The sequence below is a fragment of the Haemophilus sp. HN_Hi10 genome, from assembly GCF_049821985.1.
GTDB lineage: Bacteria > Pseudomonadota > Gammaproteobacteria > Enterobacterales > Pasteurellaceae > Haemophilus > Haemophilus influenzae_D.
In genome coordinates this window covers 1,553,275-1,569,262 of sequence record NZ_CP187495.1, presented here as the reverse complement: position 1 = coordinate 1,569,262, position 15,988 = coordinate 1,553,275, and the positions used below count along the sequence as shown (strand labels likewise).

The 15,988-nt window shown below is 39.0% G+C and carries 15 protein-coding genes and 1 riboswitch; of the genes, 10 read left to right on the top strand and 5 right to left on the bottom strand.

Annotated elements, in window-relative coordinates; all coding sequences use genetic code 11:
- Nucleotides 1-109 precede the first annotated feature (109 nt).
- Nucleotides 110-1,498 carry a signal recognition particle protein gene (gene ffh, locus ACPT8Q_RS07625; RefSeq protein ID WP_050948507.1) on the top strand — a complete coding sequence of 463 codons (1,389 nt, stop codon included), beginning with the start codon at nucleotides 110-112 and terminating at the stop codon, nucleotides 1,496-1,498.
- Nucleotides 1,499-1,553: 55 nt separating this feature from the next.
- Here the strand turns inward: ffh and ACPT8Q_RS07620 are convergent, their stop codons facing one another.
- Nucleotides 1,554-2,309 (bottom strand): Nif3-like dinuclear metal center hexameric protein, encoded by a 756-nt coding sequence (locus tag ACPT8Q_RS07620; protein WP_050948506.1) that lies wholly within the window; start codon nucleotides 2,307-2,309, stop codon nucleotides 1,554-1,556.
- 202 nt (nucleotides 2,310-2,511) lie between these two features.
- Nucleotides 2,512-3,204, bottom strand: coding sequence for a 7-cyano-7-deazaguanine synthase QueC (gene queC, locus ACPT8Q_RS07615; protein ID WP_050948505.1), 693 nt, complete (start codon nucleotides 3,202-3,204; stop codon nucleotides 2,512-2,514).
- Nucleotide 3,205: 1 nt separating this feature from the next.
- Nucleotides 3,206-3,250: riboswitch (PreQ1 riboswitch) on the bottom strand.
- A gap of 112 nt (nucleotides 3,251-3,362) precedes the next feature.
- On the opposite strand from queC, the gene ACPT8Q_RS07610 reads away from it, so the two are divergent.
- Nucleotides 3,363-3,506 carry a hypothetical protein gene (locus ACPT8Q_RS07610; RefSeq protein WP_005689278.1) on the top strand — a complete coding sequence of 48 codons (144 nt, stop codon included), beginning with the start codon at nucleotides 3,363-3,365 and terminating at the stop codon, nucleotides 3,504-3,506.
- Nucleotides 3,507-3,556: 50 nt separating this feature from the next.
- Here ACPT8Q_RS07610 and ACPT8Q_RS07605 read toward each other — a convergent pair whose 3' ends face one another.
- Nucleotides 3,557-4,588 (bottom strand): branched-chain amino acid aminotransferase, encoded by a 1,032-nt coding sequence (locus ACPT8Q_RS07605; RefSeq protein ID WP_050948504.1) that lies wholly within the window; start codon nucleotides 4,586-4,588, stop codon nucleotides 3,557-3,559.
- Nucleotides 4,589-5,194: 606 nt separating this feature from the next.
- On the opposite strand from ACPT8Q_RS07605, the gene ACPT8Q_RS07600 reads away from it, so the two are divergent.
- From ACPT8Q_RS07600 to cysB, 7 genes are all read left to right on the top strand, one after another.
- Complete coding sequence (locus tag ACPT8Q_RS07600) at nucleotides 5,195-6,088, top strand: transcriptional regulator GcvA (protein WP_005660440.1); 894 nt, start codon at nucleotides 5,195-5,197, stop codon at nucleotides 6,086-6,088.
- A complete protein-coding gene (rlmM, locus tag ACPT8Q_RS07595) occupies nucleotides 6,081-7,172 on the top strand; it encodes a 23S rRNA (cytidine(2498)-2'-O)-methyltransferase RlmM (RefSeq protein WP_050948503.1) in 1,092 nt (363 codons plus the stop codon). Before ACPT8Q_RS07600 ends, rlmM begins: the two co-directional genes overlap by 8 nt.
- Nucleotides 7,173-7,207: 35 nt before the next feature.
- On the top strand, nucleotides 7,208-8,377 hold the full coding sequence (gene sucC / locus ACPT8Q_RS07590) for an ADP-forming succinate--CoA ligase subunit beta (protein WP_061671376.1): 1,170 nt from the start codon (nucleotides 7,208-7,210) through the stop codon (nucleotides 8,375-8,377).
- Nucleotides 8,377-9,258 carry a succinate--CoA ligase subunit alpha gene (gene sucD, locus ACPT8Q_RS07585; RefSeq protein ID WP_050948502.1) on the top strand — a complete coding sequence of 294 codons (882 nt, stop codon included), beginning with the start codon at nucleotides 8,377-8,379 and terminating at the stop codon, nucleotides 9,256-9,258. The genes sucC and sucD overlap by 1 nt, the downstream gene beginning before the upstream one ends.
- Before the next feature lie 121 nt (nucleotides 9,259-9,379).
- Nucleotides 9,380-10,003: an L-threonylcarbamoyladenylate synthase gene (locus ACPT8Q_RS07580; RefSeq protein WP_061671377.1), complete on the top strand. Its 624-nt coding sequence runs from the start codon at nucleotides 9,380-9,382 to the stop codon at nucleotides 10,001-10,003.
- Nucleotides 10,004-10,064: 61 nt separating this feature from the next.
- Nucleotides 10,065-11,138: a 23S rRNA pseudouridine(2605) synthase RluB gene (gene rluB, locus ACPT8Q_RS07575; RefSeq protein WP_050948500.1), complete on the top strand. Its 1,074-nt coding sequence runs from the start codon at nucleotides 10,065-10,067 to the stop codon at nucleotides 11,136-11,138.
- A 10-nt stretch (nucleotides 11,139-11,148) separates the two neighbouring features.
- Entirely contained in the window at nucleotides 11,149-12,120 is a 972-nt protein-coding gene (gene cysB / locus ACPT8Q_RS07570) for an HTH-type transcriptional regulator CysB (RefSeq protein ID WP_061671378.1), read from the top strand.
- 58 nt (nucleotides 12,121-12,178) lie between these two features.
- Here the strand turns inward: cysB and prmB are convergent, their stop codons facing one another.
- On the bottom strand, nucleotides 12,179-13,123 hold the full coding sequence (gene prmB, locus ACPT8Q_RS07565; protein ID WP_050846899.1) for a 50S ribosomal protein L3 N(5)-glutamine methyltransferase: 945 nt from the start codon (nucleotides 13,121-13,123) through the stop codon (nucleotides 12,179-12,181).
- A 130-nt stretch (nucleotides 13,124-13,253) separates the two neighbouring features.
- On the opposite strand from prmB, the gene smrB reads away from it, so the two are divergent.
- Nucleotides 13,254-13,757 carry an endonuclease SmrB gene (smrB, locus tag ACPT8Q_RS07560; RefSeq protein WP_061671379.1) on the top strand — a complete coding sequence of 168 codons (504 nt, stop codon included), beginning with the start codon at nucleotides 13,254-13,256 and terminating at the stop codon, nucleotides 13,755-13,757.
- Nucleotides 13,758-13,833: 76 nt separating this feature from the next.
- On the opposite strand, the gene pta is transcribed toward smrB, so the two are convergent.
- A complete protein-coding gene (pta, locus tag ACPT8Q_RS07555; protein ID WP_005686526.1) occupies nucleotides 13,834-15,969 on the bottom strand; it encodes a phosphate acetyltransferase in 2,136 nt (711 codons plus the stop codon).
- Nucleotides 15,970-15,988: the final 19 nt, after the last annotated feature.

Sequence of the window (15,988 nt, the reverse complement as noted above, 5' to 3'; positions counted from 1 at the left end):
TCTTCATGAAATCGCCTACTCAAAAATCCATTTTCATTTGAAATGATGAAAAACGCCTAAATTTCGGTATAATCAGCTTAATTTTTTAAGAAAAACAGGATTGTTAGCCATGTTTGAGAATTTATCGGATCGCCTTTCCAAAACCTTACGTAATATCACAGGAAAAGGTCGTTTAACGGAAGATAATATTAAAGAAACCTTACGCGAAGTGCGTATGGCATTACTTGAAGCCGATGTTGCTTTACCTGTGGTGCGTGAATTTATCGCAAAAGTAAAAGAAAGCGCGCTTGGGGAAGAAGTCAATAAAAGTTTAACGCCGGGGCAAGAGTTCTTAAAAATCGTTCAGCGTGAGCTTGAAAAAGCTATGGGCGAAGCCAATGAGAGTTTAAATCTCGCAACCCAACCACCAGCAGTTATCTTAATGGCAGGTTTACAAGGTGCGGGTAAAACCACCAGTGTGGGTAAATTGGCAAAATTTTTGCGTGAACGCCATAAAAAGAAAGTGTTAGTGGTTTCTGCCGACGTATATCGCCCTGCTGCGATTAAGCAACTTGAAACTTTGGCTCAATCTGTTGGCGTGGATTTTTTCCCATCGGATGTCAAACAAAATCCAGTTGATATTGCTAAAGCGGCACTTGCTGATGCAAAACTGAAATTCTACGATGTGTTGATTGTGGATACGGCAGGTCGTTTGCATGTTGATACAGAAATGATGGATGAAATCAAGCAAGTCAATGCAGCGTTAAATCCAATCGAAACCCTTTTCACTGTTGATGCGATGACTGGTCAAGATGCAGCCAATACGGCAAAAGCCTTTAATGAAGCATTGCCGCTTACAGGTGTTATTTTGACAAAAGTGGACGGTGATGCGCGTGGTGGTGCAGCCTTATCAATTCGTCAAATCACAGGTAAACCAATCAAATTCTTGGGGGTAGGTGAGAAAACAGAAGCACTTGAGCCGTTCCATCCAGACCGTGTCGCTTCCCGTATTTTGGGCATGGGCGATGTGCTTTCGTTGATTGAAGATCTTGAACGTTCTGTTGACCGTGAAAAAGCCGAAAAAATGGCGCAGAAATTCAAGAAAGGCGATGATTTCACTTTAGATGATTTCCGCGAGCAGCTTATCGAGATGAAAAAAATGGGCGGTATGATGTCTATGCTTGATAAATTACCAGGTGCAAAAAATTTGCCTGATCACGTTAAAAATCAAGTAGATGACAAAATGTTTATCAAAATGGAAGCGATCATTAACTCCATGACCCTAAAAGAACGTGCGAACCCAGATATTATCAAAGGATCTCGCCGTCGTCGCATTGCATTAGGCTCTGGCACTCAAGTGCAAGATGTTAATAAATTACTTAAACAATTCGATGAAATGCAACGTATGATGAAGAAAATGCGTAAAGGCGGTATGGCTAAAATGATGCGTGGAATGCAAGGCTTAATGGGCGGAGGCTTAGGCGGTCTTGGCGGTTTAGGCGGAATGTTTAAACGATAATTTCAGAAGATAAAAGTGCGGTTAAAAAGAAATATTTTTACCGCACTTTTGCATTTTACGCTGGATTATCTATATCTTTAAATTCTACATCAAAACCATATTCTTTCGCCAACCATTCGCCTAATGCCTTGATGCCATATCGTTCTGTTGCGTGATGACCTGCAGAGAAGAAATGTAATCCTTGCTCACGGGCAGAATGAATCGTTTGTTCTGACACTTCTCCAGTAATAAACGCATCGCAGCCTTGTTCTGCCGCAAGATCAATATAACCTTGTCCGCCACCGGTGCAGATACCAATTTTTCGGATTAAGTGCGGTCCGTTTTCAATGCAAATTAACGGTTTTCGATTTAACACTTTTTCTATTTTTTCTGCAAAGTCTTTACCTGTCATCGGTTCTTTTAATTCGCCCCAAACAGGAATACTTACAGCACCTTTTTCTAATGGTTGTAAATTTTTAATGTCGAGCAGTTTGGCTAATTGTGCATTATTGCCTAATTCTGGGTGCACATCTAATGGCAAATGATAGCCATATAAATTAATGTCGTTTACTAAAAGTGCTTTAATTCGCTTGCCTTTCATTCCTCGGATACAAGGGTTTTCACTTTTCCAAAAATATCCGTGATGAACCAAAATCGCATCGGCGTTTTGACTGATTGCGTAATCAATTAGAGCCAGACTCGCTGTTACGCCTGTAATGATTTTTTTGATTTCTGTTTTACCTTCGACTTGTAAACCGTTTGGGGCATAGTCATTGATTTTATCGGAAGAAAGTTTTTGGTTAATGAGTTGTTCAAGTTCGAGATTATTCATAATGGATCGTTGATTGGAAAAAGTTGAGATATGGTACAAAATTCCAAAAAAAATGGCTAGTGCGAAGGAGTGGGGGAATGCACTAGCCAAGTTTCATTACTATTAAATTACTATCTAGTATCTAAAACAGGATTCATTATATACATAAATTTATAGCGATCAAGGGGAAATAAGAAATTTTTTATTTTATTTAAAGTGCGGTTTAAATTCCTTGTGTTTTTTTACCGCACTTTTGTGCTAAATATTCTTGTAAGCCTTTATTGCGAAGAATACAGCTTGGGCATTTTCCGCATCCCTCTTCAATCCCTTCATAGCAAGTGTGCGTATGTTTTTGTACATAATCTAATACGCCTAATTCATCAGCAAGTTGCCAAGTTTGGGCTTTAGTGAGATACATTAATGGTGTTTTGATATTGAATTGATAATCCATAGCCAAATTTAATGTAACATTCATAGACTTGATAAACACATCTCGGCAATCGGGATAACCGCTGAAATCTGTTTCACATACGCCAGTGATAATATCTTGAATGCCTTGACCTTTCGCATAAATCGCTGCATAAAGTAAAAATAGAGCGTTGCGACCATCAACAAAAGTGTTTGGTAATTCATTCTCTTTTTGCTCAATATGCGACTGTTCATCCATTAAGGCATTATGCGTGATAGCTTTCATAACAGATGTATCAATCAAGGTTTGTTTAATGCCTAAATTTTGCGCAATGGCGCGCGCCTTTTCTAACTCAATAGCATGACGCTGTCCATATTGAAAGGTAATGGCTTCTACGTTTTCTTTGCCGTATTTAGCAATAGCTTGGAATAAACAAGTTGTGGAATCTTGTCCACCTGAAAAGATGACAATCGCTTTACGATCGTGGTTTGGATTGAAAATATTCATATTCTACCTAGTTTTTTATTGTAGGAGGTTTGCGAACTACGGGGGGGGTATTCTAGTGGGGAAGTTCTATTTTAGCAAGACAAGTGAAATATTTCGTTGGGATGTGAAGTCGTTGTGCTACAATTCACAGGTTTTTAATTTAGCAAAAAGGTTTATTTATGAAAAAATGGTTATTCATTATCGCTGGCACATTGATTATTTCAGCTTGCGCGAATAAAGATGTGTATTTTAACGGCGCAGAAGGTTCGCATTCAGGTGTTAAATTTGATAAAGATTCTCGCCAATGGGGATTGAATCAATAAAAAAGAGCGGTTAATTTCAACCACTCTTTTGGTTTTTATATTGCTAGAAATTATTCTACTTTCACAATCCAGCCTTCAGGTGCTTCGACATCACCGAATTGGATGCCTGTTAGTTCATCGTAAAGACGACGGGTAACAGGGCCTACTTCAGTTTCTGAATAGAATACGTGGAAGTTGCCGTTGTGTTGAATGCCGCCTACAGGGGTAATTACTGCTGCTGTACCACAGGCACCAGCTTCAGCAAATTGATCTAGCTGATCGATATACACATCGCCCTCGATTGTTTCCATTCCTAAACGCTCTTTTGCGATATGTAAAAGAGAGTATTTGGTAATACTTGGTAAAATTGATTCTGATTTTGGCGTGATAAATTTATTGTCTTTTGTGATCCCAAAAAAGTTTGCCGCACCGACTTCTTCAATTTTGGTGTGAGTTTTTGGATCTAAATAAATAGCATCCGCAAATTTACGTTCTGGTGTGCCTTGTTCTGCTGCTAATTCGTGCGGAAGTAAGCTTGCTGCGTAGTTTCCGCCCACTTTTACGCCACCGGTTCCCATTGGTGCTGCACGGTCGTAATCGGTCGTGATGAAGTTTGATGGAGCCAAACCACCTTTGAAGTAAGCACCCACTGGGCAACAGAAAACAGAGAAAATAAACTCTGGTGCCGCTTTCACACCGATGTTTTCGCCTACGCCAATTAAAAATGGACGTAAGTATAAGGTTGCACCAGAGCCGTAAGGGCCCAACCAATCTTGGTTAGCTTTAACCACTTCTTTACACGCACGTACGAATAATTCAGTTGGTACGCGTGGCATTAAAAGACGGTCTGCGGTACGTTGCATACGTTCTGCATTGGCTTGTGGATGGAATAAGTTGATTGAACCATCTTTGCAGCGGTAAGCCTTTAAGCCTTCAAAACATTGCTGACCGTAGTGAAGTGCGGTAGAACCTTCGTGAATATGTAATGTGCTATCTGTCGTGAGTTTTCCTTCGTTCCATTTGCCCTCTTTCCAGTGAGCGATGAAACGGTAATCTGTTTTAATATAACTAAAACCAAGGTTATTCCAGTCTAAGTTTTTCATTTTGCTTCCTTTTTTTATGAAGTTATGTCGCCTAGGGTAAGTATACCCTAGGCTAGTTTTAATACTACCCCTTTGGGGGAGATAGGATGTTCCCCAAAGGGGAACCATTATTACTATAATTAGCCGTGGGTATGTTTACCCACGGTGATATATTTTTGTGAAAGTGTTGCTTAATCTACAATATTCTCTCTTTGATTAAAATAATAGATTTTCAAAATCGCTCAAATTTCAAGAAATCAACAAGGAATTGTCAAAATTGTGAAGTGGATCAGGAAATCAATATGTAATTGTGATAGAATTAGGATGAAAAAAACGCCGCTCAATGGAGCGGCGATTTAACCAAATCGGTTTAATAATATACAGGAAGTAAATGAGTAACAAATTGTTACTCAAGTTCGGTTTCCCGAACTATATGCAAACACAACATCATACTTAAGTCTGAAACTCATTAACTAGTAAGGAATTACCAATCATTAAGTATGGCGATATTTTAAGAAAAAAGGGCAAGAAAGGACAAGCGACGTTTTTTTATTTGAGGTATTAGAAAAACTAATTTGAAATAAATCTTGTCCATTATAGACATAAAATTTATGAATGGAAATACTTATGTATAAACGTTTGCCCCCATTGAATTCGCTAAAATCTTTTGAGTCTGCTGCTCGTTATTTAAGTTTTACTAAAGCTGCAGATGAGCTTTGTGTGACACAAGCGGCGGTTAGTCATCAAATTAAATTATTAGAAGAATTTTTAGGAATTGAATTATTTAAGCGAAAGAATCGTTCTTTAGAATTAACGGAGCTTGGTAAAGCTTATTTTGTTGATATTAATAAAATTCTACGTCGTTTAAATGAAGCAACAGAGCGATTATTAACGTTAAAAACGGACCCGCATTTAAATATTAGCGTGCCACAAACTTTTGGTATTCAATGGCTAGTTCCACATTTGAGTGAATTTAATCAGCTTTATCCGCAAATTGAGGTGCGTTTAACAGGCGTGGATCAAGATGAAGGCTTGTTAAATAAAGAAATTGATCTTGCTATTTATTATGGCTTGGGAAATTGGCAGAATCTTCAAGTAGATCGTCTTGGCGAAGAAAATTTATTGATTTTTGCGTCGCCTGAATTACTAGATAAAAATCCAATTATTCAGCCTGAAGATTTAAAAAAACACACATTAATTCATATTCATACCCGTGATAATTGGCAAGCGATGGCAAATCATTTACAGTTAGATGATTTAAATATTCAGCAAGGGCCGTTATTTAGCCATACATTTATGGCGTTACAGGCGGCTATTCACGGGCAAGGCATTGTATTAGCTAATCGCTTATTAGCTTTGCAAGAAATTGAAAATGGATCATTGCAAGCGGTGTTGCCAACCAATTTGCCTGATCCAAAATCATTTTATGTGGTCAATCATCTTGATCGCCTTGATGACCAAAAAATTCAAGCATTCCGCCAATGGATTATTAACTCAATTAAACGAGAAGAAAATGAATAAACTCGCATTATATTGTCGCCCAGGTTTTGAGAAAGAAGTCGCCGCAGAGATTACTGATCAAGCAAGTCATTTAGGAGTATTTGGTTTTGCACGAGTACAAGATAATTCGGGCTATGTGATTTTTGAATGTTATCAACCTGATGAGGCAGATCGCCTTGCCCGAGACATTCCTTTTAATCGTTTGATTTTTGCTCGTCAGATGATAGTTATTTCCGATTTATTGGAAGATTTAGATCCCACTGATCGTATTAGTCCCATTGTGGCGGTGTTTGAAGCATTATCGCAACAAGTTAATTTTGCTCAATCTAGCGAGCTTTTTGTCGAAACTGCAGATACCAATGAAGCGAAAGAGCTTTCCACTTTTTGCCGTAAATTTACCGTGCCTTTACGTCAGGCATTGAAAAAACAAGGCTGGCTTTCTGCAAAAGCGAGTCAAAAGTGCGGTCAATTTTTACATTGTTTTTTTGTAAAATCGAATTGCTGTTATGTGGGATATTCTTATGTAGATAATCATTCCCCCCATTTTATGGGAATCCCTCGTTTAAAATTTCCAGCAGATGCGCCGAGTCGATCTACGTTAAAACTAGAAGAAGCTATTTTGACTTTTATTCCGCGTAAAGAAGAGAATAAACGTTTAAATGAAAATATGATTGGCGTTGATTTAGGGGCTTGCCCTGGGGGTTGGACATATCAATTAGTCAAACGTGGTTTATTTGTTTATGCGGTTGATCACGGAAAAATGGCGACGAGTTTGCATGATACAGGTCGCATTGAACATTGCGTGGAAGATGGCTTTAAATTTCAGCCTCCCAAAAGGAAAAAAGTGGATTGGTTAGTCTGTGATATGGTGGAACAACCAAGTCGTATTTCTTTATTAATTGGCAAATGGTTGTTGAATGGTTGGTGCCGAGAAACCATCTTTAATTTAAAATTACCCATGAAAAAACGTTATCAAGAAGTGATATTATGTTTAGAAAACTTGGCTGTTATGTTGGCGGAGCAGAATTTGAATTTTGCGATTCAAGCAAAACATTTATATCACGATCGTGAAGAAATCACGGTACATATAGCATTAAAACCTTGAGTGAATTGTTTTCATAACCAAAAAGGACGTCGCGAATGAATTTACACGAATACCAAGCAAAACAACTATTTGAGCATTATGGATTACCCGTAAAAAATGGGGCAGTCTGTCAATCTGTTGATGAAGTAGATTTGGTACTGGCTCAACTTTCAGGCGATAAGTGGGCAGCGAAATGCCAAGTTCATGCGGGTGGGCGTGGCAAAGCAGGTGGCGTTAAATTGGTACAGGATGTAGAGGAAGCAAGATCTTTTGCAGAAAAATGGCTAGGACAACGTTTAGTCACTTTTCAAACGGATAAATTGGGGCAGCCAGTAAACCAGATTTATTTTGAAGAAACTTGCGATATTGATAAAGAATTTTACTTAAGTGCGGTTGTTGATCGCGCCTCTCAAAAAGTGGTGTTTATTGCTTCCTCTGCAGGTGGAATGAATATTGAAGAAATCGCGCAAAATTCACCGCACTTACTCCACAAAGTTACCATTGATCCTTTATTTGGAGGATTGCCTTATCAAGGGCGTGAATTGGCGTTTAAATTAGGGTTAAGTGGTGTGCAAAACAAACAGTTTACCGATATTTTTATGGGGTTATCTCGTTTGTTTTTAGAAAAAGATTTATCTTTACTGGAAGTCAATCCGCTTGTTCTCACTAAACAAGGGAATTTGGTTTGTCTCGATGCCAAAATATCTGTTGATGATAACGCTTTATTTCGTCATAAAGATCTCTTAGCACTTCAAGATTTAACTCAAAATGATGCTCGTGAAGCAGAAGCTGAAAAATTCCAGTTAAACTATGTGGCTTTAGAGGGCGATATTGGTTGTATGGTAAACGGGGCTGGGCTTGCAATGGGAACCATGGATATTGTGAAACTCTATGGTGGGAAGCCTGCGAATTTTCTTGATGTGGGTGGTGGTGCAACGAAAGATCGGGTTGCTGAAGCGTTCAAAATCATTTTAACCGATCCTTCCGTGAAGGTTATTTTAGTGAATATTTTTGGTGGCATTGTTCGTTGTGATTTGATTGCTGAAGGCGTCATTGCTGCAGTAAATGAAGTGGGCGTGAGAGTGCCTGTGGTTGTTCGATTAGAAGGAACGAACGCTGAAATCGGTCGCCAAATTTTAACGCAAAGCGATGTTAATATCCTTACCGCACAGAATTTACAACAAGCTGCAGAATTAGCTGTGAATGCAGCAAAAGGAGAACACTAATGGCGATTTTAATTGATAAAAATACTAAAGTGATTTGCCAAGGTTTTACTGGTGGACAAGGGACTTTTCATTCTGAACAAGCATTAGCCTATGGAACGCAATTAGTTGGTGGCGTATCGCTAAATAAAGGTGGCAGTAGTCATCTTGGTTTGCCTGTATTTAATACAGTTCGTGAAGCTGTCGAAAATACGGGGGCAACAGCGACGGTCATTTATGTGCCAGCACCATTTTGTAAAGATGCCATAATTGAAGCTATTGATGCAGGGATTAAGTTAATTGTCTGTATTACTGAGGGCATACCTACATTGGATATGCTTAAAGTGAAACAAAAATTAAATGAAACGGGCGTAGTGATGATTGGACCAAATTGCCCAGGTGTGATTACGCCTGATGAATGTAAAATCGGCATTATGCCCGCTCACATACATAAAAAAGGTAAAGTGGGGATTGTTTCTCGTTCTGGTACTTTAACTTATGAAGCGGTAAAACAAACTACAGATGAAGGCTTTGGACAATCGACTTGTGTGGGTATTGGGGGAGATCCTATTCCTGGCTCTAGTTTTATTGATATTCTCGAAAGATTTCAACAAGATCCCGAAACTGAAGCTATTGTGATGATTGGCGAGATCGGTGGTTCCGCAGAGGAAGAGGCGGCAATCTTCATTAAAGATAATGTCACTAAACCAGTGGTTGCCTATATTGCGGGTATCACTGCGCCAAAAGGCAAACGGATGGGGCATGCAGGGGCGATTATTAGTGGCGGAAAAGGCACTGCCGCAGAAAAAATTGCAGCGTTAGACGCCGCTGGTGTGACCTGTGTAAAAAGTCTCGCTGAAATTGGTTCAGCCTTGAGAAAGGTATTAAAATCATCTAAAAATTAACCGCACTTTAGTTTAACAAGGGCGTAGATTGACTCTCTACGCCTTTATTTTTATATGCTCGCCATTATAAAGTGAACGCAAAACTGCTATAATCAGCGCACACTTTTTAAGGAAGAAATACATGAGCCAATTTTTTTATATCCACCCTGAAAATCCCCAAGCGCGCTTGATTAATCAAGCTGTAGAGATTTTACAAAAAGGCGGTGTAATTGTGTATCCAACGGATTCGGGATATGCCTTAGGCTGTATGATGGGCGATAAACATGCAATGGATCGTATTGTAGCAATTCGTAAATTGCCTGAAGGACATAATTTTACCTTGGTGTGTAGTGATTTGTCGGAGCTTTCAACTTACTCAACGGTAAATAATATTGCTTATCGTTTGATTAAAAATAATACGCCAGGGCGTTATACTTTTATTCTTACAGCAACGAAAGAATTACCGCGTCGTTTAATGACATCAAAACGTAAAACTATTGGTTTACGCGTACCAGATAATAAGATCGCTTTAGATTTACTTTCAGCTTTAGGCGAGCCTATTTTATCTTGTTCGTTAATGTTGCCTAATGAAGAACATACTACACAATCCGATCCTGAAGAAATTCGTGATCGTTTAGAACATCAAGTGGATTTAATTATCCATGGTGGATATTTAGGGCAAGAGCCTACAACAGTGGTGGATTTAACGGAAGAATCGCCAGTGATTTTACGCGAGGGAAGTGGAAGCACTGATCCTTTTATTTAATACATATTATGTAACAGATAGACGCTTGTGAAAGCGACCTTTCCATTATTCAAGGAAAACAATGAAACCTAGTCAAAAACAAACTCAAAGACAACCGCACTTTTCCAAAGATTCAGCAAAGAAAAGTGATTTTTCAGTTAAAAATGATAGACGTTCAGTCTCTCGTACTGCACGCGTAGAAACGGCAAATACGAAGAAAAGTGCGGTTAATTCTGATAACAAATTTTTATCTAAGCCAAAAGCGAAACCTGTTGTAAAAGCCTCGAATCAACCTAAAATAGAGGGCGAAAAATTACAGAAAGTTTTAGCGCGCGCTGGACAAGGCTCTCGTCGTGAAATTGAAACGATGATTGCCTCCGGTCGAGTGAGCGTAGAGGGTAAAATTGCGACTTTAGGCGATCGTATTGACGTACATTCTGGCGTGAAAGTGCGTATTGATGGTCAAATCATTAATCTTAGCCACGCACAAAAAGAAATTTGTCGAGTGTTAATGTATTACAAACCTGAAGGGGAACTTTGTACTCGTAGCGACCCAGAAGGGCGTGCCACAGTGTTTGATCGTTTGCCACGTTTAACGGGGTCTCGTTGGATTGCAGTAGGGCGTTTAGATATTAATACATCGGGTTTATTGCTTTTTACCACTGATGGAGAATTAGCAAATCGTTTAATGCACCCAAGCCGTGAAGTGGAACGTGAATATTCTGTGCGTGTATTTGGTCAAGTGGATGATGCGATGTTAGCACGTTTACGCAAAGGCGTTCAGCTTGAAGATGGCCCTGCCAATTTTAAAGAAATTAAATTTACAGGCGGTGTGGGTATTAACCAATGGTATGATGTAACCTTGATGGAAGGACGTAATCGTGAGGTGCGTCGTTTGTGGGAATCCCAAGGTATTCAAGTTAGCCGATTAATTCGTATTCGTTATGGAAATATCAAATTAATGAAAGGTTTGCCTCGTGGTGGCTGGGAAGAAATGGATCTTGAAAACGTCAATTATTTGCGTGAATTGGTGGGATTACCTGCTGAAACCGAAACGAAATTAGATGTAAAACAGGCAAGTCGTCGTCCAAAATCTGGGCAAATTCGTAAAGCGGTGAAACGTTATTCGGAGATGAATAAACGTTATAAAAAATAAGGACTTTTTTATGAAAATGCAGCAATTGCGTTATATCGTTGAGATTGTAAACCAAAATTTGAATGTTACAGAAGCTGCAAATGCACTTTACACATCGCAGCCGGGTATCAGTAAACAAGTTCGCCTCTTAGAAGATGAATTAGGTCTGGAAATTTTTGAGCGTCATGGTAAGCATATAAAATCAATTACACCAGCAGGGAAAAAAATTATTTCGATTGCACGCGAGTTACTTGTTAAAGCGCAAGGTATCCGTGCCGTTGCCGATGAATATACTCAGCCAAATCACGGTGTATTACGTATTGCGACGACAAACACTCAGGCACGTTATATGTTGCCAAGCGTGATTGAACGTTTTTCTAAAAAATATCCTGATGTGAGTTTGCATATTCATCAAGGTTCTCCAACACAAATTCACGATGCTTTAATGTCAGGCGAAGTGGATTTGGTAATTACCACTGAAGCACCTTATTTATTTGATGATTTAGTTCAAATTCCATGCTATTGGTGGAATCGTGCCGTGATTGTTACGCCCGATCATCCACTTGCTAAAGTGAAAGAACTGACCATTGAGGAATTAGGAAAATACCCACTTGTGACTTACACATTTGGTTTTACGGGTGTTTCTGATTTAGATTACGCATTTAATAGTGCCGGTATTTTACCGAATATAGTCTTTACGGCTACCGATGCTGATGTTATTAAAACTTATGTGCGCTTGGGGTTAGGGGTGGGCATTATGGCATCTATGGCACATACGGCACTAGATACGGATCTTGTACTGATTGATGCAAGCCATTTGTTCCGCCCAAGTATGACGAATATTGCATTTAAATATAGCACGTTCTTACGTAATTATATGTATGATTTTATGGAATATTTTTCGCCGCACTTAACTCGTAGTGTCGTAGAAAAAGCCGAGCGTTTGCGTGATAACAATTCAGTGAAAAAATTATTTGAAGGCATTGAATTAGAAACAAGATAACAATGTATAAATGAAGTGCGGTTGAAATTTAATAAGAATTTCAACCGCACTTAAAAGATTAAAAGAGATCGTGATATTTCACTAAATCTTTACGCTGAATAGCAAATACGCCTAGCCCGCCATTTTTAAGTTCTACCCATTCAAATGGCACATCTGGATATTGCTCAATTAAGCTCACCATACTATTGCCCACTTCACACACCAATACGCCATTTTCGGTTAAGTAATTTGGTGCTTGTTTTAAAATTTGTTTGGTAATGTTTAAGCCATCACTGCCAGAGCCTAAGGCTAACTCTGGCTCAAAATGGAATTCTTCTGGCATATCGGCGAGATCTTCTTCATCCACATAAGGTGGATTGGTCACGATAAGATCGTATTTTTGTCCTAAAATATTTGTAAATAAGTTTGATTGAATCGGGAATACGCGATGTTCTAATTGATGGCGTGAAATATTGATCTCCGCCACATTAAGTGCATCAACCGATAAATCGATAGCATCTACTTCCGCATTTGGGAAAGCATAAGCACAAGCAATGGCAATACAACCGCTGCCTGTGCATAGATCGAGAATATGATGAGGTTCTTGTGAAATTAAATTTTCAAAGCGATCTTGAATTAACGCACTAATTGGAGAACGTGGAATAATGGTTCGTTCATCGACATAAAATTCGTGACCGCAGAACCAAGCACTATTTGTTAAATATGCCACTGGCACACGTTGTTCGATTCGGGTTAATGCAAGTTGAACTAAGGTTTCTTTTTCAGATGGGGTTAATCGACTGTTAAATAATTCGGTAGGTAAATCAATGGGTAAATGTAAGCCACTTAAAACGAGTTGCAGGCTTTCATCCCAAGGATTATCGTGCCCTTGCCCGAAGTAAATATCAGAACGATTGAGAATGCTATACGTCCAACGCAGAAAATCTTGGATGGTTTGCAGTTCGTTTGCAACATTATCTTCCAAGATAGTTGCAACTAATTCTTGGTTATGTGAAGTTTCCATCGCATTTCTCCATAAAAGTGAGTAGAAAAGTTAGCATAAAATTCGGTATGAAAATTTGGCGTAGTTATACCACAGATGAGAATGTAGAACTATGATATGATACGCAAAATTTGAAATTAATGAGAAAAAAATGCAAGACGAATTTGATTTATTCCGTGAGGAAACCAAAGGCATTAAGCCAATGAAACAAGATACTTTTGTTGCCCCTCACCAAAAACGTGATCAGAAAAAAATAGAATTGAAAGAATTACGAGCGAAAGAAGATACGTTATTTTATTTTTCTGATGAATATGAGCCGTTACTGAATGAGCATGATGGTGTTGTGAAATATTTACGTGATGGGGAAGATTCCCATTTATTAAAACAACTTCGTCGTGGAGATTTTTCGCCAGAATTGTTTTTAGATTTACACGGTTTAACCCGTGAACAAGCTAAGCAAGAATTAGCCGCACTTTTACTGGCTTGTGAAAATGAGCATATTGATTGTGCCAGTATCATGACGGGCTATGGCACCTTTACATTGAAAAAACAAATTCCACGTTGGCTAGTACAACATCCTAAAGTGCGGGCATTACATCAAGCACCAAGAGAATGGGGTGGCGAAGCCGCAATTTTGATTTTAGTTGATTTGTAAAAAAACGTTATAAAAAAATACCGCACTTTTACTGCTAGGGCAAAGTGCGGTATTTTCTTTTACAGTTTTGTATGAACTATTGTGTCGCTTGAATTGCGGTTAAGGCAATTGTGTATACAATATCATCAACTAAAGCACCACGAGACAAGTCATTGACTGGCTTACGCATACCTTGAAGCATTGGGCCAATAGACACTAAATCTGCAGAACGTTGTACTGCTTTGTAAGTGGTGTTACCCGTATTTAAGTCAGGGAATACGAATACTGTTGCTTTACCTGCTACTGGTGAATTTGGTGCTTTAGAGCGAGCCACGTCTTCCATCACAGCTGCATCATATTGTAATGGGCCATCGATTAATAAATCAGGGCGTTTTTCTTTCGCAATACGGGTTGCTTCTTTCACTTTTTCCACATCAGCACCGCTACCAGATGTACCTGTTGAGTAAGAGATCATTGCGACTTTTGGATCAATACCAAATGCTTTCGCAGAATCCGCAGATTGAATTGCGATTTCCGCAAGTTGTTCTGCTGTTGGATCTGGGTTTACCGCGCAGTCGCCATAAACAAGCACTTGATCTGGTAATAACATAAAGAAGATAGAAGAAACGATTGAACTACCTGGTGCAGTTTTTATGATCTGCATTGGTGGGCGAATGGTGTTTGCAGTCGTGTGAACGGCACCAGATACTAAACCATCTACTTCATTTGCTTCTAACATCATAGTACCAAGCACTACGGTATCCTCTAATTGTTCACGAGCTGCGGTTTCAGTCATACCTTTCGCTTTACGTAATTCAACTAAACGATCAACATAGTTTTCACGAACGTCAGCAGGATTGATGATTGTAATACCCTTACCTAATTTAACACCTTGTGCTTCTGCAACACGTTGAACGGATGCAGGATCTGCTAAAAGCACACATTCCGCAATGCCACGTTCTGCGCAAAGTACGGCTGCTTTGATTGTACGAGGTTCATCGCCTTCAGGAAGCACAATACGTTTTTTCGCCGCACGAGCAAGTTCAGTTAATTGGAAACGGAATGCAGGTGGGGATAAGCGAGGTAAACGGCTAGAATCTGCAACTAAATTATTGATAAAGTCAGCATTAAAGTGTTGGCTAATGTATTGTTTAATATTTTCAATACGTTCTTTGTCATCAACAGGGACTTCAAGATTAAAGCTTTGTAAACTTAATGCCGTTTGCCAAGTATTGCCTTCAATACGGAAGATCGGCAATTTCGCTTTTTCAAAAGTAGGTTGGCAAAGTTTATTAATTTGAGCATCAATTTTATAACCGCCTGTTAATAAAATACCGCCGATTTCAATACCATTTGACGCTGCGAGAGCGGCTGCTACAAGCACATCTGGACGATCTGCTGAAGCGACTAATAAACTGCCTGCACGGAAATGCTCAACCATATTTGGTAAACTTCTTGCGCAGAAAGTGATACCACGAATACGGCGATTGATTTCCCCCTCATTAATGATTGATGCACCTAAATGCTTGACTAAGTCGATTGCTCGTGTAGCGATTAAATTTGCATTCCAAGGCACACAAGCTAATAACTTGATGGCACTACCTGCAAATAATTTGTTTACTTCTGTTTCGCTAATATGATTGTGTTGGAATGAATCAAAGATTTCAGCAAGATCGGGGCGTGTACGACCAGATTCATCAACAGGTGCATTGAATTTGTTTACAACTACGCCTAAAAGATTTGGATTGTTTTTACCACCAAATAAAGAGGCTGCTGCTTCTACACGATCTTTTAATTCGGTTGGGGTTTCAGTTGCTGGTGCTGCAACTAATACGATTTCTGCATCTAATGCTTGTGCAATTTCATAGTTGATATTATTTGCATAACCGTGTTTTCTTGTTGGAATTAAACCTTCAACTACAACAATGTCATTATTTTTGGTTAATTGTTGGTGGTTAGCTACAATTTTTTCTAACAATACGTCAGACTGATTTTGACCAATTAATGATTCTGCCACGCTTAACATAAAGGGTTCGGCAGTTTCAAGGCTAGTGCTAGTGCGAATAATAGAGGTTGTGCGATCCAATTTATCTTCGCCAGTGCTTGGTTGAGAAACGGGTTTCATAAAAGCAACTTTCGTGCCTTTTTGTTCGAGAGAGTGGATTAATCCAAGACTAATGCTAGTTAAACCCACGCCTGTACTTACAGGGATAAGAATAATCGTGCGAGACATAGTTAAACCTTAATATGTA